General features: G+C 59.8%; 19 protein-coding genes. 4 read left to right on the forward strand and 15 right to left on the reverse strand.

What is annotated here, in order from left to right:
- Positions 1-47 precede the first annotated feature (47 nt).
- The 3 genes from AC1U7K_RS09070 to AC1U7K_RS09080 all read left to right on the forward strand — a co-directional run bounded on the left by AC1U7K_RS09070 (position 48) and on the right by AC1U7K_RS09080 (position 4,756).
- Entirely contained in the window at positions 48-776 is a 729-nt protein-coding gene (locus AC1U7K_RS09070) for a hypothetical protein (RefSeq protein WP_480250859.1), read from the forward strand.
- Positions 777-778: 2 nt separating this feature from the next.
- Positions 779-3,595: a hybrid sensor histidine kinase/response regulator gene (locus AC1U7K_RS09075; protein ID WP_480250833.1), complete on the forward strand. Its 2,817-nt coding sequence runs from the start codon at positions 779-781 to the stop codon at positions 3,593-3,595.
- A gap of 345 nt (positions 3,596-3,940) precedes the next feature.
- On the forward strand, positions 3,941-4,756 hold the full coding sequence (locus tag AC1U7K_RS09080) for a formylglycine-generating enzyme family protein (RefSeq protein WP_480250834.1): 816 nt from the start codon (positions 3,941-3,943) through the stop codon (positions 4,754-4,756).
- Positions 4,757-4,807: 51 nt separating this feature from the next.
- On the opposite strand, the gene AC1U7K_RS09085 is transcribed toward AC1U7K_RS09080, so the two are convergent.
- Entirely contained in the window at positions 4,808-5,275 is a 468-nt protein-coding gene (locus AC1U7K_RS09085) for a DUF6036 family nucleotidyltransferase (protein ID WP_480250835.1), read from the reverse strand.
- 28 nt (positions 5,276-5,303) lie between these two features.
- On the reverse strand, positions 5,304-5,633 hold the full coding sequence (locus AC1U7K_RS09090) for a hypothetical protein (protein ID WP_480250836.1): 330 nt from the start codon (positions 5,631-5,633) through the stop codon (positions 5,304-5,306).
- A 144-nt stretch (positions 5,634-5,777) separates the two neighbouring features.
- On the opposite strand from AC1U7K_RS09090, the gene AC1U7K_RS09095 reads away from it, so the two are divergent.
- Complete coding sequence (locus AC1U7K_RS09095; protein ID WP_480250838.1) at positions 5,778-6,044, forward strand: hypothetical protein; 267 nt, start codon at positions 5,778-5,780, stop codon at positions 6,042-6,044.
- Positions 6,045-6,075: 31 nt separating this feature from the next.
- Here the strand turns inward: AC1U7K_RS09095 and AC1U7K_RS09100 are convergent, their stop codons facing one another.
- The 13 genes from AC1U7K_RS09100 to AC1U7K_RS09160 form a co-directional block, all read right to left on the reverse strand.
- Positions 6,076-6,531, reverse strand: a complete 456-nt coding sequence (locus tag AC1U7K_RS09100; protein WP_480250840.1) for a hypothetical protein — start codon at positions 6,529-6,531, stop codon at positions 6,076-6,078.
- A gap of 5 nt (positions 6,532-6,536) precedes the next feature.
- Entirely contained in the window at positions 6,537-7,298 is a 762-nt protein-coding gene (locus AC1U7K_RS09105; RefSeq protein ID WP_480250841.1) for an alpha/beta hydrolase family protein, read from the reverse strand.
- Between the two features lie 31 nt (positions 7,299-7,329).
- Positions 7,330-7,902, reverse strand: coding sequence for a DsbA family oxidoreductase (locus AC1U7K_RS09110; protein WP_480250842.1), 573 nt, complete (start codon positions 7,900-7,902; stop codon positions 7,330-7,332).
- 3 nt (positions 7,903-7,905) lie between these two features.
- Positions 7,906-9,189 carry a hypothetical protein gene (locus AC1U7K_RS09115; RefSeq protein ID WP_480250843.1) on the reverse strand — a complete coding sequence of 428 codons (1,284 nt, stop codon included), beginning with the start codon at positions 9,187-9,189 and terminating at the stop codon, positions 7,906-7,908.
- A 123-nt stretch (positions 9,190-9,312) separates the two neighbouring features.
- Positions 9,313-10,101 carry a bifunctional hydroxymethylpyrimidine kinase/phosphomethylpyrimidine kinase gene (gene thiD, locus AC1U7K_RS09120; protein ID WP_480250845.1) on the reverse strand — a complete coding sequence of 263 codons (789 nt, stop codon included), beginning with the start codon at positions 10,099-10,101 and terminating at the stop codon, positions 9,313-9,315.
- Between the two features lie 4 nt (positions 10,102-10,105).
- Positions 10,106-10,291, reverse strand: coding sequence for a hypothetical protein (locus tag AC1U7K_RS09125; protein WP_480250846.1), 186 nt, complete (start codon positions 10,289-10,291; stop codon positions 10,106-10,108).
- Between the two features lie 381 nt (positions 10,292-10,672).
- Entirely contained in the window at positions 10,673-11,341 is a 669-nt protein-coding gene (gene tenA / locus AC1U7K_RS09130) for a thiaminase II (protein ID WP_480250847.1), read from the reverse strand.
- Between the two features lie 40 nt (positions 11,342-11,381).
- The gene (sthA, locus tag AC1U7K_RS09135) at positions 11,382-12,812 is read right to left on the reverse strand and encodes a Si-specific NAD(P)(+) transhydrogenase (RefSeq protein WP_480250849.1); all 1,431 of its coding nucleotides are present in this window, start codon (positions 12,810-12,812) and stop codon (positions 11,382-11,384) included.
- A gap of 266 nt (positions 12,813-13,078) precedes the next feature.
- Positions 13,079-13,738 carry a thiol peroxidase gene (tpx, locus tag AC1U7K_RS09140; protein ID WP_480250850.1) on the reverse strand — a complete coding sequence of 220 codons (660 nt, stop codon included), beginning with the start codon at positions 13,736-13,738 and terminating at the stop codon, positions 13,079-13,081.
- A gap of 60 nt (positions 13,739-13,798) precedes the next feature.
- A complete protein-coding gene (locus AC1U7K_RS09145) occupies positions 13,799-14,740 on the reverse strand; it encodes an alpha/beta fold hydrolase (RefSeq protein ID WP_480250852.1) in 942 nt (313 codons plus the stop codon).
- A 5-nt stretch (positions 14,741-14,745) separates the two neighbouring features.
- Positions 14,746-16,701 carry a sodium-extruding oxaloacetate decarboxylase subunit alpha gene (gene oadA, locus AC1U7K_RS09150; protein WP_480250854.1) on the reverse strand — a complete coding sequence of 652 codons (1,956 nt, stop codon included), beginning with the start codon at positions 16,699-16,701 and terminating at the stop codon, positions 14,746-14,748.
- A gap of 204 nt (positions 16,702-16,905) precedes the next feature.
- Positions 16,906-18,324, reverse strand: coding sequence for an acetyl-CoA carboxylase biotin carboxylase subunit (gene accC / locus AC1U7K_RS09155; protein ID WP_480250855.1), 1,419 nt, complete (start codon positions 18,322-18,324; stop codon positions 16,906-16,908).
- Between the two features lie 472 nt (positions 18,325-18,796).
- Complete coding sequence (locus AC1U7K_RS09160) at positions 18,797-20,695, reverse strand: hypothetical protein (protein ID WP_480250857.1); 1,899 nt, start codon at positions 20,693-20,695, stop codon at positions 18,797-18,799.
- Positions 20,696-20,797 lie beyond the last annotated feature (102 nt).

Raw genomic sequence — 20,797 nt, forward strand, 5'->3', positions numbered from 1 at the left:
CGACATGCTCGGCGGAAAGGAGCGGCGGCGTCGAGCGGTCCATCGTGATGACCTACAATCTCACACAGTTTGGTTTGAAGCAGATGACCGAGTGTGGCGCGGAGCTCCGGAAGCTCGGCGCGGGCGCGGTCGGCATCGAGGAGGTGGCCAACCGCATCGTCGTTCACCTCTACACGCACCTGGTCGATGGCTTCGGCCATCCGGCCTGTGCGTTGGTCCGTTTCTTCAAGACGCACGCCTATCAGTGCCTCAGCCCCGACCTTCAACGCTTCGCCTCTCAGAAGATCGGCGGTCGCCCCATTGCTGCGTCCGACAAGTGCTTCGTGCTGCTCGCGACTGCGGGGCAGCGCCCGGAGTGGAACGCGCGTGCTGAGTCGGTCCGGTTCAAGGCCATTCCGATCGTCGGGGACCAGTTTCTCACGCAATTTCCCATGTTCTCTCAATTGCTCACCCAGTTCGGCGTCGACCTGCATTCACCCTCGGCACCCGGCACGAATCTGCTGGTCGACCAGGCGGAACATGACTTCAATGTCTTTCACGTCGAGGAGGCGGCCGGCAGCCCGTACATTCCTCTTCAAGAGGAGTTCGTCGTGCCCTACAAGATTCGATCGGTCATCGGGTTCGGCAGCCCGCTGCTGTCCGACGATATGTTTGCCGTCATTCTTTTCAGCAAGGTGCCGGTCTACCGCGAGACCGTCGAGCTCTTCAAAACCCTCGCCTTGTGTGCCAAGATCGCCGTGCTGCCGTTTGAGGACGATCGGTTGATCATCTCATAGCGATGAGCGGCCCCTATCGCACCAGCGAAGAGCAACGACTCCAAGCGCGTATCGCGGCCCTGGAAAAGCTGCTGCACGTCCACGAGCAGACGGCGATCATGCAGGCTGAGCAGCTCGACCGGACGGTGGCGCAGTTGCGTGAACGCGCGGACGAACTGGAGCGATCCGAAAAGGTGCTGCGTGAGAGCGAAGAACGGCTGCGGTTGGCCATGGAAGGCGGAAGCCTCGGTACCTGGGACTGGGATATTCTGTCCGACCGTGTGACCTGCTCAGAACATTTGAAGCCGCTCTTCGGACTGAGTCCGACCGTACCCGAACTCACTTACGGCGCCTTCCTCAACGCCATTCATGACAAGGATCGGGAATCGGTCGCCGCCGCCATCAATCAGTCCATCATGGCCGGGGCCGATTACAGCGTTGAGTTTCGGACGCAGTGGCAGGATGGATCCGTGCATTGGATCGCGATGAAGGGAAAGGTGTACCGCGGGGCTTCCAGGCTGCCGGTTCGCCTGGTCGCCGTCGCGATGGACATCACCGAGCGGCGGCGTGGCGAAGAAGCGGTTCGCGAGTCCGAGGCGCGCTACCGGCTGCTGTTCGAGTCGAATCCCAATCCTATGTGGGTCTACGATCTGGAGTCGTTCGCCTTCTTGGCCGTGAATCAGGCGGCGGTGGCACACTACGGGTATTCGGAGAAGGAATTCCGGGGGATGACGATCAAAGACATCCGGCCGGCCGAAGATGTGCCGGCATTGATGCAGAAGGTCAAGGACATCAAGCCGGGATTTGAGTCGGCAGGCGTGTGGCGACATCGGAAAAGAGACGGAACGATCATCGACGTCGATATCGTCGGCCACACGATTCAATTTGGCGGGCGGCCGGCGCAATTGGTGCTCGCGCGCGACATCACCCAGCAGAAGCGCGCGGAAGAGGCGCTGCGCAACAGCGAAGAGCAATTCATCTCGTTCATGGACAATCTTCCCGGCTTCGCGTGGATCAAGGATGCAGAGGGGCGGTACGTCTACACGAACAAGTATTTCAAGGCCGTCTTCGGGATCTACGCTCAGGTCTGGGAAGGCAAAACCGACTCTGAGCTGTTTCCGCCCGAGACGGCGCGCCAGTTCGTGGCCAACGACCGCAAAGTGATCGAATCGGGGAAGGAGATCCGGACGATAGAAGAATTTGTGCTACACGACGGCCGGCACGTCGGCTTGGTGACCAAGTTTCCGATTTCGCGTCCGGGCGGACGGCTCCTCGTGGGCGGGATCTCGATCGACGTGACCGAGCAGATGCAGACGCAGGAAGCGTTGCGCCTGAGTGAGGACCGCTTCCAGGTGTTCATGGATAACAGTCCGGCCGTCGCCTTCATGAAGGACGAGGAGGGCCGCCATCTCTACGTCAACGAGCCGCTCGCGCGGCTCTTTGGCAAACCGGTGGGCGAGTGGCTGGGGAAGAGCGACTACGACATCTGGCCGCCGGACGTCGCCAAAGAGCTCCGGGACCATGACGTCGCCGTGCTTGCGGGCGACAAAGTCGTGGAGTTGGAGGAAACGATTCCGACGGCGGACGGCAAGATGCATCATTTTCTTGTGTTCAAGTTTCCGTTTCCAGAAGCGTCGGGAAAGAAGGTCTTGGCCGGCATCGCGATCGAGATCACGGATCGTAAATATCTCGAAGAACAGTTGCGCCAAGCGCAGAAAATGGAAGCGATCGGCCGCCTGGCCGGCGGGGTGGCCCACGATTTCAATAATCTGCTCACCGTCATTTCCGGGTACAGCGAGCTGCTCATGCACAGCCTTCGGCAAGATGACACCTTGCGCAAGCAGGTGGAGCAGATCAAGCTGGCCGGCGAACGGGGCTCCGCGCTCACGCGGCAGTTGCTTGCGTTCAGCCGCCAACAGGTGCTCCGTCCGGAGGTGCTCGATCTCAACATGGTCGTGCAGGACCTGATGCAGATCCTGCAACGGCTGATCGGTGAGCACATCGTGCTCGAAACGACCTTGTCGCAGGACCCGACCTTCGTCAAGACGGATGCGGGTCAGCTCGAACAAGTTCTGCTGAATCTCGTCATCAATGCGCGCGATGCCATGCCCGACGGCGGCGTGCTGACGATCGAAACCGCCAACGTCGAGCTGGACGAGGCGGCGTGCCATCGTCTCGGCATCGCGGCACCCGGCGGCTATGTCCGACTGACCGTGCAGGATACCGGGTGCGGCATGGATACGGTGACGCAGACGCGGGTGTTCGAGCCGTTCTTTACAACGAAGGACCAGGGCAAGGGCACGGGGCTTGGCCTGGCCACGGTGTACGGAATCGTGACGCAAAGCCACGGAGCGATTTCGGTCGATAGCGCACCCCGGCGTGGCGCGACGTTCACGATTTACCTCCCGAGAAGCGAAGCCACCGCTCCTGCTTCCGACCGGCCGAAGGAATCGACGTTGCCCCTGATGGGAACCGAAACGGTTCTGATCGTCGAGGATCAACAGGGCGTCCGCGGTTTCGTGAGGAATCTCCTGCGGCTCAACGGCTATCACGTGCTGGAAGCGGCGGACGGCGACGAGGCGCTCCGCGTCTGCCGGGAACATGCGGGCGACATCGACCTGTTGCTCACCGACCTCGTCATGCCGGGGATGAGCGGGCGCGAGCTCGCGGAGCGCCTCGCCGCCGATCGCCCCAAGATGCGAGTCGTGTTCATGTCGGGCTACACGGACGATTCCGTCGTTCACACCGGCGTGGCGGACGAGGGCATGGCGTTTCTCCAAAAACCGTTTAGTCCCGCCGTGCTGACCCGCAAGGTGAGAGACGTGTTGGATGCGCCCTGACAGGATGTTGAAAAAGATCTCCAGCTTCCAAGACACCGGGCGCTCACCATCTCGCGCCCGTGCGCAGACGTGAGGCGAGTTATTCCTCGCCTCGCGCACCTCGCATCACTCGGAGGCTCAACGTACAGCTCGGGAAAAGAGCCCGTCTTGGCGGGCTCGGGGTGGGAGGGTGAGAATGAGTACGCCTCGCCTCCTCCTTCGCTGCGGCCTTGCTGGACGGCCTTTTTGAACATCCTGTGGCGTCGTCTCTTCATCTTGCACTTGAAGCATTGTTGCTTCTGGCGCCCGGCTATCGTTTTTCAACAGCCTGCTGATCACTCCTGGCCATCGATCGACCTCCGCGCCATGGTGTTCCTGCCGCTCCTTGCCATCGTTACGGTGCTCATGACGGCCGTGCCCTCCGACGCGCAACTCGACCGCCTGCGCAAGCTGAAAAAAGAGCCCGACCAGCAGAAAGACGTCATGCGGATGGTCCTGATTCCGGCCGGCGAGTTCGGAATGGGGATCGACGGCTTACAGGGCCTCGACGATGAGCGGCCGCGTCATACTGTCTGGCTCGACACGTACATGATCGCCGCGTATGAAGTGACCACGGCCAGCTATGCCGACTTTCTCAACGCCACAAAACGCACGCCCCCGCTCTTCTGGGACACCGTTGACCTGAGCCAGCACGGCGATCGCCCGGTCATCGGCGTCGATTGGTACGATGCCGACGCCTATTGTCGCTGGCGAGGACAGCGATTGCCGACCGAGGCCGAGTGGGAGAAGGCGGCACGGGGCACGGATGGCCGATGGTATCCCTGGGGCAATCAATCGCCGACGGCCGAGTTGGCCAACTTCGCACTCGGCGCGCGGTTCAGCTACTCACAAACGCTGATGCCGGTCGGCCATTATGAAAAAGGCAAAAGCCCCTACGGCGTCTACGACTTGGCCGGCAACGTGTGGGAGTGGGTCCAGGACTGGTATGCCGGCGATTATTACGAGCACAGCCCGCCGCGCAATCCGACGGGTCCGGAAACGGGGCAGTTCAAGGTGCTGCGCGGCGGGTCGTGGTCCGAGTTGCCGAAGTATCTCCTGACTTACGGCCGGTTCAAACTCCCGCCGAACACGAGGAACAGCTACACCGGATTTCGCTGCGCGGGGAGTGTCGAGCCGCGGTAACGGCTTCCTGTGCTTAACCGCGGCTTCACCGTGGAACAATGTCCTGCCGGCTCATAACCGACGGCAGAATAATTCGACCGTCTTGCGGAAGGCGAAGAGGGCAATATCTTTAGGGGACGCCGCAATAGCGAGTTCGGCTGCGGATTTCACCGCATTTTCCCGTATGCCGAATTTCTGCGCCACGAACAGCGCGTCCTCCAAGTCGTCTTCTGTTCCGCGTCGCAGTTTGGCAATGATGAAATCGACCGGTGCGAGGAGACGGACGCGGAGTCGGTCCTCCTCAAGGAACACCGAAGCGCGTTCGCGGTAACCGGGCGGCATCGCAATGACCGACCACCCGGAAATATTCTCCCCCACATTACTTGGGATACCGTGTTGGGCGAGGAAGGCCACCAAGGTGTCGAAATCCCCGACGACTTCCGCATCGAGGTCCTCGGTCTGTGGATTTGTCGCACCGTACGCCTGAAGGGCCAGGCGGCCGATGAGAAGAAGATCAACCGCCGACGCGGTTTGCGCCACGTAATTTCGCAGAAGCCGTACGACGGCATCAACACTGAGCGTGGACAAAGTGCAAGGCCTCGAGGAAGATTCGATGCTCACGGGGATCGATCGCACTCGTATCCCGTGGAAGCGGGGAGCGGGGAACCACCGATTCAATGAGACTGCGATAGGCGGTATACCATCGGCAGGCTTTCTCGTAGGCCGCGCGGCCAGCGGGGTGCTGAAGGATAGGGGCAATCTTCAGTTGGTCGTTGAAGAGGATCTCAAGCCAGAGCACACGCAGACTCCTCGGATCTGTCAGGGCCTCTTCGATTGTGGTCGTCCCCGTATAGGCGGGCAGAATTTTCAACTTCTGTGAAGACGTCGTCGATGACATCGTGGCGGATTGTACCAGAAGCGAGTTCTTGGGAAAATTCTGTTCGCGGATGTAGATGAATATGATACGTGGAAAACTCTATCGCCATTCATGGAGAGCGGCTATACTGGTGTTCTGCAATTCACCGCTGATCCGGTCGGCATCATGGCGAAACGATTGCTTGTGTGTCTCTCGATCGGTGTGATAGTCACCGTATTGTTGACGAGCCTGGCCTTTGTCACGGAGTCGAAAGCGATCACACGACTGCTCGTCTGGCAGGCTTATGCGCTGATGAAAGTGCTCCCCTCCCACCTCATTCCCACACCGTATGGTCCGGTCCCGATGGACTCGCTCGGCTTTGTCATCGGCCTCGCGCTCGGCGTTCCGATCTACGCGGGCATCGCCTACCGCGTGCTGCCCCCATTGAAGTGATTGCTAAGAGCGGCGGCGAGCGTCGATCGCCCTACGGTCTCAGTAGAACGGCTGCGATCACCAACACGGTCAGAGTCGTCAGCACGACGAGATAAATCGTCACGCTGCGATCGCTCAGCCACTGGGTCTGCCAGTCTTCCGGGTAGAGCGTCTTTCCCAAAATATAGAGGTCTTGATCGTAGAGCCCGAGCACGCGCTCGATTTCGATGAGCGCCTGTTTGGCCATGCGGTGGCGGTTGCGCTGCTGCAAGATCGAGTAGGCGAAGACCGCGGAGAAGAGCGCGACGCCGGTGATCGCAAACAGCGCGGTCGTAAAATCGGGGCGGGGACGCGCCGGCACGGCGAGCATGGTGACGAGCAGCAGCACGAGGAAGGCGCTGGCGAAGGCCGTCAGCCGCATCATCTGCTCGCGCCGGCGAAAGACCTCCTCCTTGTACCACGGATAGAGGACCTTCAACACTTCGAGCTGCTCTTCGCGCAGGCGCATCCTAACTACACGTGCTCACGCATCCAATCGGCGATCGCGGTCGTCATTGTTCGGAAGTCGTCGCCCTTGGTGAACCCGTGATCGGCACCCGGCAACAGGTCCAATCGTTTGCGACCGGGCAGCGCGTCGAGCAGGCGACGGCTTTGGTGCAATGGGACGAGTTCGTCGCACTCACCTTGGACGATCAGCGTCGGCGCGGTGATCGCTTCGGCCGCCTTATAGGCATCGTACCGCAGCGCATCCTCATACAGCCGATAGCGAAGCTTCACGAGCCCCGGACCGCCGGTCACATCCGGGACCTCGCCACACTCCCTCCAGTGCGCCATACCGGCTTCCCCGAATTCCAGGCGGAGTGTTTCGGGAAAGTCGCCGACCGGGCATTTGAGCGCAAGCGACGCCAGATCGCCGCGCTGTGACGCGACGAGAATCGCCACGAGTCCGCCGAAGCTCGATCCCATCAACCCGATTCGGCGGTAGCCGCGGCCTTGCACGAGCCGAATGGCGCAAGTTGCCTGATCGACAGCCGTTGTCACGGTGATGTCCTCAAACGGTCCCTCGCTCTCGCCCTGCCCGAAAAAATCGAACCGAAAGGTGGCGAGGCCCTCGGGGACCAGCAGGCGCGTCAATGTCTTGTTGGTCGTGCTGTTCTTGCTCGACAGAAAGCCATGGCAGAGGACGGCAATCCGCTCGGTCGGCGTGTCAGGGGCTGTCAGGATTCCGACAATTCGGTGACCGGCGCTATCCCGAAAAGAAAAGAGTTCCTCCATGGCCGCATTCTAACAGATATCGAACCGACGATCAGGAGGGCGAGGACAGAAAGCACTCAATCACCTCGGCGTCGACGAGTCCCGTCATCGCTTCCCCGTCATCGCGGACGAGATCCGGCACGCTGCCAACCCCACGCTCGATCCAGTCGTCATGCCATCCCTCGACGACGCGGCGTACCGATTCGTTCACTGTGAGATCGGCCAAGTCGGCTCGCCGGGCCAAGTCCTCGATCACGGCGCGCTCTGAGATATCGATCCCGCGCTGCCAGAAGGCGCGATAGAGTGAGGCCGCGAATGCGTGGGCCTTACCGCCGTCCTGCTGCATGGCCGCGGCGACCGCGAGAATAGCGGGGCCTGTGTTCGGCTTACCTTTTGGCAGCACGATGGGAACTTCCGGTGCCAGACGTTGAACAAGCCCGACCTCACGAGCGAGCTCACTGGCAAAGGTTGGCCCGGCCGCTGCCATAGGAATCGGCAGGTGCGGCGCATGTTGAACACCTCGCCAGGCGACGACGTCTACCAGACGGAGGGCGATGAGTCGCTCACCGAATGCGTAGCAGAACGGACAATTGAAATCACTATACAGAGTCGCGGTTCGCGGCATGGACTAATCTGGCGCTCGATACGTCAACAGAAGTGCAACTTTCCCGGTAAAGATCGCAAGGCCAATGAACAGGAACGCCGCACTGATCCACGCGGCCACCTGCACGGCCGGCGCGCCGAGATTGAACTGCCAGACGAGCGCGGCGACCACGCCGAGACCCATCGTGCCGAGCGCAAGACTGCCCACCTGCACGGCCCGCCAACGTTCGACGATATGCGTTAAGCGCTCGAGGTACGGTCCGCGTTTCTTGTTGCTCGGCACGCGGGCGATCGCCAGGCTGATCGGAAGCAAATGGGAGAGCGCGGCGACAATGGTCTGGAAGATGAAGCCGATCAAGGCCAAATGCGTATACGCGACGAGATGCAGGGTCCCAAAGGGCATTGCCGGGGGATCCCACAGATAGTTGACCGAGACGAGGATGCCCGTGGGAATGACGAGCAGCAGGAACAGGGTGGCTAGGAGGAAATGATCAGCCGCAATGCGTGCGGGACGGCCGGCGTCGATCCAGGTGCGGACGATGTTCAATCCATACAACGCCACGCCCACGAGGAGGATCGCCCCACCGGCGATTTGCACCCACAGCTTGCCCATGAAAAACCCTCCGACGAGGACCACGATCCCGGTGGGCATCAGAACAAACGTCCATTGGGCCAGCCGGGCGCTGTGCAGGCGCGCGTTCAGGACAGTCGGAAAGAGATTGTGCATCGTGCCGACGATCGTGAGCGTGACGAACCCCAAGAGGTTCAGGTGAATGTGCGCGAGACGGGCTTGGCCATGGAAGCCGGGGGTGACGATGCGGAACGCCATCCCTTCACCCATGGTCAGGCCGGTGAGCAAGGCGACCAGCGCGACGCCGTAGAACCAGAGATTCAGCGGCGGCGACACGAGGCTCGACCGGGCTTGGCCGACCGCGTCCATGAACAACGAAAGAAAGGCGACGACGACCAAGAGACCGCCGACGCCGACGATCTTATAAGAGGAGAAGGCAAAGCCGGCCAGGACGGTAATCGTGCCAAGGTTGACGAGTCCATAGAGAATCGGATGGGACTCGGGACGATTGCGGCCGGTCATGAGCAGCGGGGGAATGAACGCGAGCATCGCTCCCAGGATCATCTGCCCGACGCCGCCGATGAGGGCACTGTGCACATGCACGAGCCGCAAGACCGGCGGGAGGGAGATGCCGAGGACGATCGCGAGAAAGAGGATGAGCCCGAGGAGCGAGGAGAGCACCAACCATGCAAAACCGGTCAGCAGAAAGAACGGCGGACGAAACAGGAATGGCCTCATGCTCCTCCTTTCGTTAGCTGACTAAGCAGACCTTTCACAATGCGCGCGGCAACAATCCGTCGACGTGCACCATGCGTCGAGAATCTGAGGCGAGAGCCAAGCAGGCGCTTGTTCAACATCCTGCTAGTGAGGCAGAAAGTAAAAGTGGTTGGTCGGCCCTTTGCCGTGGCCGATCGCGAGCCCGTGGCGGATGGCTTCGGTCACATAGGTCTTGGCGGTCTGCACGGCGTCGGGAAGCGCCTTGCGGCGGGCCAATTGCGCGGCAATCGCCGAGGCGTAGGTACAGCCGGTGCCATGAGTATGCGGCGTATCGATGTACTCGCCCTTAAACACGTTGAAGAAGCGACCATCGTAGAGCAGGTCGGTTGCGCGCTCGGTCAGCAAATGACCGCCTTTGATGAGGACGTTCTGACATCCGAGTTTATGAATTGCTTTCGCCGCCTGCCGCGCGTCTGCCAACGATGTGATCGACAGGCCGGATAATCGTTCCGCCTCGTGCACGTTTGGCGTGATGAGGAGGGCCATGGGGACCAATTCATGGGTCAATGCCTCTATCGCGTCGGGCTTGAGCAAGGAGTGGCCGCTCTTGGCGACCATCACGGGATCGACGATGAGATTCGTAACGTTCTGCGGTCGCAGCATCTTCGCCACGACCTTGACGATCTCGGCCGACGACAGCATGCCGATCTTCACGGCCGCGATGTCGAAATCATCGAAGACGGCGTCGATTTGCGCTTCGACGATCGAGGCCGGCAACTCGAAGACCTCGGTCACCTCTTCCGTGTTTTGTGCCGTAACTGCCGTGATGACAGATAGCGCATACACGCCGTTTGCCGACATCGCCTTGATGTCCGCCTGAATCCCCGCGCCTCCGCCCGAATCCGAGCCGGCGATGGTGAGCACTTGCTTCATGCTCTTACAACCGCGTGGCTTCTTTCTTTAAAGACTTTAGTTTTGATAGTAAAGTTGAATATTGATAAACGGCCTTCAAAATTTCTTTTGTGAATTCGATGGCAATTTCAACCTCCTCCTTTCCCACATCATCAAATATTTGTGATTCCACGTGAGCTGCGTCATTGCCCAATAAGCGTAAATCATCCATGCCATCGATCAATTCTTGGGGGACTATAATTTTGTTTTAGCGAGGAAATTCTGTCCTTTAGATTGCTTCCTGCTGCTCCGCGATCGTTCGGGCTTGTAGGCTCAAAAGTGCCGTTGTGCCCGCATGCTGGACAACGAGTACTAAGAACAAACCCAGTCCCGATGTTGTCGTAGGCCGGTGCTTTTATTATGGAGATCTCCATTTTCTCACTCGTTCGACTTTTGGGCCCGCAGTTTATTTCCTTTTCCATTTAAGTGGCCGGTGTTTCTCGGGCTGAGGTGGGTGGGGTATCCCAAACTGCGCGCATCGACCGAGCACATTCCGATCGTGCGCGGTCTGCGAGCACGGGGATACCCCACCCACCTCAGCCCTCTTCGATTTTCACACCGGCCACGTCTCCTCCTTCCACGCCATCTCCCAAAACATCCACTCATACCGTGAGCTGATGATAAAGGCGTCCTCCATCCGCTGCCGCTCAGCCGCGCCGGCCTGTGTGGCCCATTCGTCGACCTTCGCGCGCATCCATTCCTGGACCTGCGCGAACTCGGGGGACGCGTACAACATGAGCCAATCGCGATACTGGTGAGTCGGCTTCGGAGGGCCGTCACGCAGCAGATGCTGTCCGACGACGCAATAGATCCAGGCGCAGGGCAGGGCCACGACGGTAATCTCCGCGGCGCTCCCGGCGAGTGTGATCGAGAGCATGTGCCGGGTGTAGGCGTAATTGGTGGGCGCCATCGGGACCGAGGCCATCTCGTTCGGTGTCATGTTCCACCGCTTGCCGTACGATTCGTGCAGACCGCGTTCGGTGACGATCGTCTCCTCGACAAGTTTGGCGAAGCGGAGAGCCGATTCGGAGTCGGGGGCTTTCTGCGAGCCGGCGGCAAAGACGCGGGCGAGGTCGCCGAGGAAGCGCGCATCCTGGAGAATGTAGTATTTGAATTTCTCCTCCGGCAGCGTCCCTTCTCCGAGTGCCACCACGAATGGATGCGTCAACTGCGCATCCCAGATCGGCTGCGCCTTTTTTCTCAGCTCTTCAGAAAAAGACATCGCTCTTCAAGCAGGATTACAGACGGCAGTAGTCGAGCTCCTAGCTGGTCTTGACCTCGGTGCACGCCAACGACTCCGGCAGCCAGGGGCGGGGGAGACGGTTCAGGCCGGCCAGCGCCGCGACCATATAGCATTCGGCCAACGTCGGATAGTTGAAGACGTTGTCGACGAAATAATCGATCTTGCCGCCGTGCGCCATGACCGCCTGACCGATATGAATCAGCTCGGTCGCCCCTTCGCCGATGGCATGCACGCCGAGCAGTTTGCGCGTCTGTTTGTGGAACAGTAGCTTGAGCATGCCCACTTCATCGCCGATCAGCTTGCCGCGCGCAATTTCCCGGTACCGGGCAACCCCGACTTCGTAGGCGATCTCCTGCTTGATCAACTCCTGCTCGGTGGGGCCGACCATCGAAATTTCCGGGATCGTATAGATGCCGTACGGCAGCAGCTGAGGCTTGACGTCGCAGGCGATCCCGAAGGCGTGACAGGCCGCCAGGCGGCCCTGTTGCATCGATGTCGAAGCGAGCGCCGGGAACCCGATGATGTCGCCGGCGGCGTAGATATGCGGCACCGAGGTTTGAAACCGCTCGTTGACCTTGATACGGCCGCGGCTGTCTGGCGTCACGCCGACCTTCTCGAGGCAAAGCCCTTCAGATGCGCCCACGCGACCAGCGGAATACATCACGGTCGCGGCCGAGAGCTGCGTCCCGCTCTTCAAGTCGACCACCACTTCCCCAGTCGCGTTCTTCGCGATGTGGACGACCTGTTCGTTGAGGAACAGTTTGACGCCCGTCTGCTCCATGTTCGACTGCAGCGCGTCGATGATCTCGTGATCGGCAAATTCGAGGAGTCGGGGACGTTGATCGATCAGCATCACCTTGATGCCCATCGTCGCGGCGATCGAGGCATACTCGCAGCCGATGACGCCGCCGCCGATGATCATCAAGGTCTTCGGGAGCGTCTTCAGTGTCAACAGCTCATCGGTGTCGATGATCGACTCGCCGTCGAACGGGACGTCCGCCGGACGGGACGGTTTCGTGCCGACGGCAATGACGATATGATCCGCGGTGTGCTCGATGACTCCGGTCTCGTTTCTAATCGACAAGCGGTGAGGGTCGACGAAGCTCGCCGTCCCATGGATGAGGTCCACGTGGTTGCGGGCCATCTGGTTTTGGATGATTTGGACCTCTTCGGTGATGATATGGTTGCACCGATAAGCGAGATCCTCCATCGTGATGTTCTCTTTGAGCCGATAGCTCGCTCCGTACATCGTGCGCTGATGAAAGCCGGAGAGATAGAGGACGGCCTCACGGAGGGATTTACTGGGAATCGTGCCGGTATTGATGCAGACGCCCCCGACCACGTCCTTTCGCTCGACGATCCCGACCTTCTTCCCGAGCTTGGCGGACTGGACCGCGGCCTTTTGGCCGGCGGGGCCGGTGCCGATCACGAGCATGTCGTAATGAGCCATAGGGTGAGTCGGACACTGAAAAACGCCCCCAGCTTCGTTCTCGGCTCGTCCCAATCCTCAACGTAGCGCGAGGCTACGCCTGCGGTTGTGGCTCGCCTGCGGCCTCGCTGGATGGCGTTTTTGAGCGTCCTCCATAGTTTGGGTTCAGGTTGAGGTAAAATACGTTGATGGCGTCGAACGAACGCGTGACGCGGGCATGACTCACGACGTTTGGCTCGGTTGTTTCCTACTGAATCTTATGCTCGCCCTCGCCCTTAGCCTCAACCTTAACCTTGCCCCTTGGCGAGCGTGCGGGCCGCTTTGAACGCGGCGTCCATGTCGGGCAATTGGGCGAGTTCCGGGGTCACTTGCAGGTAGCGAATGACGTTGTCTTGATCCACGACCATCACGGTGCGTGCCAGGATGTGGGGCTCTTTCACCAACAAACCATACGTCTTGCCAAAGTCGCCGCCACGGTAGTCCGAGAGGAAGATGACATTGTTGATCTTGGCCTCTTTGGCGAACCGACTTTGCGCAAACGGCGTGTCGACGCTGATCGTGATCAGCTCGACCTCCCTGTCGAGTCCGGCGTTCTTCTCACTGAGATAGTGCGTCTGCTGCTCGCAGACCGGCGTGTCGAGTGACGGTACGATGCTGATCAGCCGAACCTTGCCCTTCGTGTCCTGGAGATTGAGCAGGGACAAGTCCTTGGTGGCGACCTCGGCATCCCGAAGTGTATCGCCGACCTTGATCGGCCGGCCTTCCAAGCTCAACGGCTTGCCCTTCATCGTGACGGAGTTCCCGCTGCCGGGCGCGGCCGATCCCGTGGCAACCGGGATGTTCTTATAGCTAAAATTGTCCGAAGCCGATCCCGACCACTGCATCGTGCACCCGGACGCCAGCATGCCGACTATCAGTAGCGCCATGAGAGTGTGTCGTCGTCTCATACTCCTCCTCCTTCCGCACCCGCTCTTCTCGGGTACCGTGTCACGAGGGCCGATTGAGTGTCAAGGTGTCAGGAACCGTTTGAGCAGCGGGTTGACGAGGTGGGGACGCTCCCACATCGGCAGATGACCGCTGTCTTGGATGAGCTCAAGACGCGAGCCAGGGATCATCTCGCGCATCGTTTCTCCCACGGTCGGGGGGAACACTTTGTCTTGCGTGCCCCACAGAATCAGGGTGGGCTGAGTGATGTCGCTCAACCGGCCTGCAAAATCCTGTTCCCAAAGCGGCAGGTTCTTCACCATCGTCAGCACCGGCCTGAGCATGCCGCTGCGCGTGCGGTTTCTGTGCGATCGCTCGATGACGAGGGGCGTCAGCAGCGTCTGATCGTAGACGAGCTCGCTGAGGACACGGCGTGTCACACCGCGTCCCGAGAAGCGATTCCCGAACTCGATCATCCAGATCGGGAGCCAATTGTCGACGGCCCGATGCATGAGCGGAGACGTGAGCCGCTCCCGCACATGATCCGGCAATCCACTGATCAAGACGAGCCGTTCGACCCGCTCGGGATGCGTGAGCGCCATGCCGATTGCGATGCCGCCGCCCATGGAATTGCCAACGAGCGAGGCCCGCGGGATGTGCAGGGCATCCATGAAAGCCGTGAGAAAGGCGATAAGGTCATCCGGCGTGTACGCGAGGTCCGGCTTATCGGAGAGACCGGCCCCCAGGAAATCGGGGATGATCAGTCGATAATCGTCGCCGAGGCTGAGTTGATATTCCCATTGCCACATGGAGCCGCCAAAACCATGCAAGAAGATGACGGGCGCCCCCGCGCCCTGATCGAGATAGGCGATCCGATGGCCGTCGACGAGGATCGTCCGGATGGGCGTGCGGTGCAGCCCGTCGAACCAAGGCGGCATCTCAGGAGCTGCGCGGCAGGCGGTGAGCACGAGCGTGATGAGGACGAAGGACGACCAAGGGATCAGAACACGAACGGCCTGGAGCAAGGCCGCTACTCCAACTGGATGAGGGTCTCGTCGGTCTTCACGTCGTCCCCGTCTTTGACATAGAGCGCCTTCACGGTACCGCCGACGGGAGCAGGGACACGGCTCTGCATCTTCATCGCTTCGATGATCAGGACCGCATCGCCTTGTTTGACCGTGTCGCCGACGGAGACCAACACTTGGACGACGCGGCCCGGCATCGGGGGTGCGATGTCGCCGGGTTTCGAAGGCCGCGGCCGTTTCGGCCCGCTGCGGGCGCCGGCGTCCGGAGCTTCCGGCACTCCGGCCAGCACTTCCTGGATCGCCTCGAGCTGGACTTCTTCCAGCTTGTCGTTCACGCGGATGTAATAGGGCTTGCGTCCATCCGTCTTGCGGCCGGAGCCGGAGACCTGAATGTGGTAGGTCTCCCCATGGACCGTGACGTTGAAGTCGATCGGAGCGAGATGGAGCTCGTGGGCGACGACCGGTCCCTTCTCGGGGGCCGGCACGAGCTGCTCGGGCTTGAGTTCGCCGCGCTCGCGCTCCTCGAAGAAGTCTCGAGCGATGGAGGGAAATAGCGCGAACGAGAGCACGTCTTCGGGCGACGTGGCTTTCTCGGCGATTTCCTCCTTCGCTTTTTCGAGTTCCGGGTCCAGCCGATCGGCAGGGCGGCCTTTGATCGGTTCATCATCACCCACGGCGCGAGTCAGGACTTCCGGATTGAGCGGGCCCGGCGGATGGCCATAGAAGCCCAAGAAATAGTTCTTCGTCTCCGTCGTGATGACCTTGTACCGTTCACCGGTCAGCACATTGAGGGTCGCCTGCGTCCCGACGATCTGGCTGCTCGGGGTGACCAGCGGCGGATAGCCCATATCGGCGCGCACGCGCGGAATTTCCTCCATCACCTGTTTCATCTTGTCGAGCGCGTTCTGCTCGGCGAGTTGTGCGGCGAGGTTCGACAGCATACCGCCCGGGATCTGAGAGCTGAGGATGTCGGCATCGACGCCCGTGAAGTCGCTTTCGAACTGGTGGTACTTCTTCCGCACACCCCGGAAGTGCTCGGCGATCGGGGAGAAGCGCGGAAGGTCCAAGCCGGTGTCGTACGGCGTGCCGCGAAGGGCTGCGACCAGCGTTTCGGTCGGGGGATGCGAGGTCCCGCCGGCAAGCGGGGAGATCGACGTGTCGAGAATGTCGAGGCCGCCGAGGATCGCCATCAGCGCCGACATCGACGCCATGCCGGACGTGTAATGCGTGTGCAGGTGAATCGGGAGCCGCACGGCGACCTTCAGTCGTTTGACGAGCTGATAGGCATCCATCGGCGCCAAGAGACCGGCCATGTCCTTGATGCAAACCGTATCGGCGCCCATGTCCTCCAGCCGCTTGGCAAGATCGACGAAGCGATCCAAGCTGTGGACCGGGCTCACCGTGTAGCAGATCGTCCCCTGGGCGTGCTTGCCGGTGCCTTTGACGGCCCGCATGGACCGTTCGAGATTGCGCGGGTCGTTGAGCGCATCGAAGATGCGGAAGACATCGATGCCGTTGAACGCCGCGCGCTCGACGAAGCGATCGACGACGTCATCGGGATAATGCCGATAGCCCACGACGTTTTGCCCGCGGAGCAGCATCTGGAGCCGGCTGTTCGGCATCGCGACGCGAAGGGCCCGCAGCCGTTCCCAGGGGTCTTCTTTGAGAAACCGCAAGCAGGTGTCGAACGTCGCGCCGCCCCAAACCTCCAGGGACCAATATCCCACCGCATCGAGCTTGTGCGCGATCGGCAGCATGTCCTCAGTCCGCATGCGGGTCGCCAACAATGACTGATGCCCATCGCGCAACACCACGTCGGTAATCTGCAGCCGCTTGCCGGGCGCCGGAGAGAGGTCGAACGCGGGCCGCTTGCGTGCCGCGCTCTTCAACGCTCGGGCAGGCGCGCGCGAGGCGATCCGTTGCGTCGGTCGTTTGCGTGGTTTGTTCCGTCGTATGGGCATGAGACTAGAGTGATGAGGCGCCCGGCGTCACGAATAAGTGACGCCACGCGTGGGTGCGCCGGCGAAGTCCGCGACGCGCCGAATAAGGCGCGTTGCGCTCGTGGACGCCGGCGAGATGGTGAGCCGGCCGTGTCTTGGGTGAGCCGACCCTGTCTTGTCGCCCGTGGAGTCCTGATAACAAAATAGCTTGAACCGGGACGGCCATTAGAGCCCCTCATACGCGGCGATGGCGGCCGAGATCGCCAGGACGAGGTCCTCCGGGTCAAGAGTCTCGTCATAGTTGTACAGATCCGGATGCGTGTCGAGATAGGAGGTGTCGAAGCGGCCGGCACGAAAATCCGGCTCCTCCATAATGCGCTTCATGAACAGGATCGTCGTCTTCACGCCGCGCAACACGTACTCCTCCAGCGAGCGGTGCATGCGGCTGACGGTCTCATCCCACGTGCGCCCTCGGACGGTGAGTTTCGCCAGGAGCGCGTCATAGTACGGCGGAACCGAGTAGTCCTTGTAGACGGCCCCATCGATTCGGACGCCGATGCCGCCCGGAGAGAGGTACGCGGTGATGGTGCCCGTCGAGGGTCGGAAGTTGTTGCGGGGATCCTCCGCATTGATCCGGCACTGAATCGCATGGCCCTGCAGCATTACGTCGCGTTGTTTTATCTCGAGCGGTCGGCCCGCAGCGATGGAGATTTGCGACCGCACGATGTCGACCGCGGTGATCTGCTCGGTCACGGTGTGCTCGACCTGGATGCGCGGGTTCATTTCAATGAAGTAGTATTTGCCGTCCGGATCGAGCAGGAACTCCGCCGTGCCGGCATTATCGTAATCGACGGCTTTCGCGATCTCGATCGCCGCCTCGCCCATCTCCTTGCGCAGCTTCTCGCTCAAGACCAACGACGGCGCGATTTCGATCAACTTCTGATGACGCCGTTGAATCGAGCAATCCCGCTCACCGAGATGGATCACGTTGCCGTGCCGATCGCCGAGGAGCTGGAATTCGATATGGTGCGGGCGCTCGACATATTTCTCGATGAACACGCTCCCGTCTCCAAACGCCGCCAGTGCTTCGCGCGACGCCGTCTCCATGTTGGCCCACAACTCTTCATCGGAGCGGACGACCCGCAAGCCGCGCCCGCCCCCGCCGGCGCTGGCTTTGATCATGACCGGGTAGCCGACCTTCCGACAAAACCCGACCGCCTCTTCGGCGCTGACGAGTCCCCCTTCCGTGCCGGGCACGACGGGCACGCCGACCTTGTTCGCCAATTCGCGCGCCTTGATCTTGCTGCCCATGAGGTGGATGGCCTGCGGCGACGGTCCGATGAAGGTGACGCCGGAGGCCTGACACAGATGGGCAAACTCGGCGTTCTCCGACAGAAAGCCGTACCCGGGATGGATCGCGTCCGCGCCGATCCGTTGTGCGAGATCGACGATCTGGTGCATGTCGAGGAAACCTTGGACGGGGCCGGGGCCGACCAGATACGCCTCGTCGGCCTTCTTCACGTAGATGCCGGTGGAGTCCTGCTCGGCATAGATCGCGGCGGTGGCGATGTTCAGCTCGCGGCACGCGCGGATGATCCGCATGGCGATCTCGCCGCGATTGGCGACCAGGATTTTCTTAAACATCACGACCAGAACCCATCAGAATCGCAGGGCTTGTAGAGCCGTGTAAGCTAGCACAAGGGGTTTTGGAATGTCGAGAAGGAAGAGGGCGACGGGGTGACTGGGTGCCTCGCTGTGCTCGCAGAGCGCGCACGATCAGAATATGCTCGCTCGATGCGTGCAGTGGCGAGGCACCCAGTCACCCCGTCGGCTAGGGGAGAGATAAGAGTGCAAGAGAGAAGACGGCGGCTGGCGTGTCTCCTCTCCGTGCTCGCGCAACGCGCGGCCTCGGAAGGCCCTCGTTGGACGCGCGCAATTGAGATGAGACACGCCAGCCCGCCGGGGTTGAGGAAGTTGGGATAAGAAATAGGAAGAGTCAACCGAGTCGAGCGCCTAGCTGTTGCGCACGATCAGAATGTGCTCGCTCTACGGGAAGGGGCGGCTCTTGGCACGCCAGGGGTCGTGTAGGTTCATGGGGAGTGAAAGCGGATGCACTCTAAAGTTTTGTAACATCGGCTGTGCCGGCCGATTGGATCAGTTTCAGGACTGCTATCTCGCTATTTTTCACCTTAAATCTCGCAACGGGCGCCATCCGGACTGACTCATATTCACCCATTTTGATTTTGAGAATTAGGTCGGTTGTTAGCCGGGTGTAGGGATCGGCATTTTTGATATCTTCTGGAAAGTCGTCATTCAAATCCAGAAGAACAAAATCGTATCGGGGCCAACGAAGAGCATCGTATCCTTCTTCGTTTGTCGTAAATTCCCAAGGGTAGCCAAAAACGAGAGGCAGGCCAGATTGTTCCGCCAACACCGGAAGGAGATGAGCTGAGAACGCCCGTTTCGAGGCGTCATTCATTGAAATGGCGAGAGTAGCAATCGCCCCTGAGATTTGCCCCTCGTGAAATAGTCGGGATAAATTTTCAAACGTAAGAACGGTTGGGTCCTTCTCGCGTCTCGGTTGCCTAATGAGGGCACAACCTCTGAGAACCCCCTTCTCGCATTGCGCTAGACTAATGCATGCAATAGATCCGGCAAGAGTATCTAGCTTGCCGATGTGCAAAGCGGGGTAAATCGTTGAAGCAATCTGATATCCTTGCACTCCTCCGATCAATGCAACTACTACAATCATTGAAATGCGTAGCCATCCCTGAGCTGAGCCAAGGACATAGATAAGGAGGCCCACAAAAAGGGCAAGCGCGCCAACAAATCCACGGCGTATGTCTCCGGCTGGGCTGAGACTATGGATTACCAGCGCGGGGAAAAGAATTCCGACACTGAGTGCAACCGCAGCCCAACTTCCTAATGGCTCGCCCCTCCATATTCTAATTCCAAGAATCACGATTGCGCCTCCCGAAACTATAAGTAGTGGCCAGCCTCCTAAGCAACTAAGCAAGTATTCGCTTGTAGCCACCAAGCTGTGTTGTCCCAACCCAACATAGAGATGCGCCATTGACCCAAAAGACGTTAACCAAATCCAATCCGTTAACTCGCTAAACGACGGCAGCCACCAAGCCACCACCAGCGCGTTAAAATATAGCACATAATAGATGTACAAAGATAAGCGTTGCCATTTGATGACCAAATGCCCGGCGGCACAATACAAAGCTACCGCAAGGACTACCATAGTGATGCGGTTGTCCGTAAGCTTTGGCACGAGGATATCGATCGAGAGTAAACCGAGAGCACTGCAAGCCAGAAGACCAATGGCCCATACGTCTTTCTTCGGCACTAGTTGGCATCGCAGCAGGTAGGCGATGATACCGATGGCTGGAACGATTGAAGCTAGCAATGATTCAACCGGCCGAGTGCAAAAAGCCAAGGCGAAATACGTAGCCGAAGCCCAGGCGTGAATGCTCCGCTTTGATCTCAAATAATAAGTCAAATGGCAAATGGCTGCCGTGAACATCGCCAGAAGAAAAATCTCGGAATAGAACACCACTGAATAATTAAACACCCATGGCAATGTTGCGGTTAAAACTACACTCGCAATGGCTGCTGCCGGTGGCAGGAATTGCCTGAACAGCAAGAGTAGATACAAAGATAACAACCCGAAAATTGCTGAAGTTGTGCCTGCAACTGCCCCATGGAGTTCTCCGTTGTTCAAAAACAAGAAGGGAACTGAGGCAAGAGGAAAGACAATCGGTCGCCAGCCACGTGAGAAGTAGCAAGTACGGAGGCCAAAGAACAAGCCGTTGCGCTGAAGTGAATGATAGCATTTCTGAGCTGTCTGAAGGTAATTCGCAGCATCATCGTGCGGCAACCAACCATTTTCGTTGTTCCATGCAAGATTCATCAATACGAGGACAACAGGCAAAAGGACGAGTAAAGTGGACGCCTTCAGTAAGGGACGCTGTGATTCGCCATATAAATCGTTTCTTGAGTTATTCATCATATTGCCGCTTAACCAGTTCCGGACACACCAACGTCTTCTTCACGGATACAGCGCGGTGATTCATTAACGCTGCTCTAAGCTTTGCCGGCTCCTACCCCCCCC

The sequence above is a fragment of the Nitrospira sp. Vd2 genome (genome assembly GCF_979581665.1).

Excerpts from the sequence above, each read along its gene's own strand:
- AC1U7K_RS09070 (WP_480250859.1), top strand. The coding sequence starts at position 48 with ATGACCTACAATCTCACACAGTTTGGTTTGAAGCAGATGACCGAGTGT.
- AC1U7K_RS09075 (WP_480250833.1), top strand. The coding sequence starts at position 779 with ATGAGCGGCCCCTATCGCACCAGCGAAGAGCAACGACTCCAAGCGCGT.
- AC1U7K_RS09080 (WP_480250834.1), top strand. The coding sequence starts at position 3,941 with ATGGTGTTCCTGCCGCTCCTTGCCATCGTTACGGTGCTCATGACGGCC.
- AC1U7K_RS09090 (WP_480250836.1), bottom strand. The coding sequence starts at position 5,633 with ATGTCATCGACGACGTCTTCACAGAAGTTGAAAATTCTGCCCGCCTAT.
- AC1U7K_RS09095 (WP_480250838.1), top strand. The coding sequence starts at position 5,778 with ATGGCGAAACGATTGCTTGTGTGTCTCTCGATCGGTGTGATAGTCACC.
- AC1U7K_RS09100 (WP_480250840.1), bottom strand. The coding sequence starts at position 6,531 with ATGCGCCTGCGCGAAGAGCAGCTCGAAGTGTTGAAGGTCCTCTATCCG.
- AC1U7K_RS09105 (WP_480250841.1), bottom strand. The coding sequence starts at position 7,298 with ATGGAGGAACTCTTTTCTTTTCGGGATAGCGCCGGTCACCGAATTGTC.
- AC1U7K_RS09110 (WP_480250842.1), bottom strand. The coding sequence starts at position 7,902 with ATGCCGCGAACCGCGACTCTGTATAGTGATTTCAATTGTCCGTTCTGC.
- AC1U7K_RS09115 (WP_480250843.1), bottom strand. The coding sequence starts at position 9,189 with ATGAGGCCATTCCTGTTTCGTCCGCCGTTCTTTCTGCTGACCGGTTTT.
- thiD (WP_480250845.1), bottom strand. The coding sequence starts at position 10,101 with ATGAAGCAAGTGCTCACCATCGCCGGCTCGGATTCGGGCGGAGGCGCG.
- AC1U7K_RS09125 (WP_480250846.1), bottom strand. The coding sequence starts at position 10,291 with ATGGATGATTTACGCTTATTGGGCAATGACGCAGCTCACGTGGAATCA.
- tenA (WP_480250847.1), bottom strand. The coding sequence starts at position 11,341 with ATGTCTTTTTCTGAAGAGCTGAGAAAAAAGGCGCAGCCGATCTGGGAT.
- sthA (WP_480250849.1), bottom strand. The coding sequence starts at position 12,812 with ATGGCTCATTACGACATGCTCGTGATCGGCACCGGCCCCGCCGGCCAA.
- tpx (WP_480250850.1), bottom strand. The coding sequence starts at position 13,738 with ATGAGACGACGACACACTCTCATGGCGCTACTGATAGTCGGCATGCTG.
- oadA (WP_480250854.1), bottom strand. The coding sequence starts at position 16,701 with ATGCCCATACGACGGAACAAACCACGCAAACGACCGACGCAACGGATC.
- accC (WP_480250855.1), bottom strand. The coding sequence starts at position 18,324 with ATGTTTAAGAAAATCCTGGTCGCCAATCGCGGCGAGATCGCCATGCGG.
- AC1U7K_RS09160 (WP_480250857.1), bottom strand. The coding sequence starts at position 20,695 with ATGATGAATAACTCAAGAAACGATTTATATGGCGAATCACAGCGTCCC.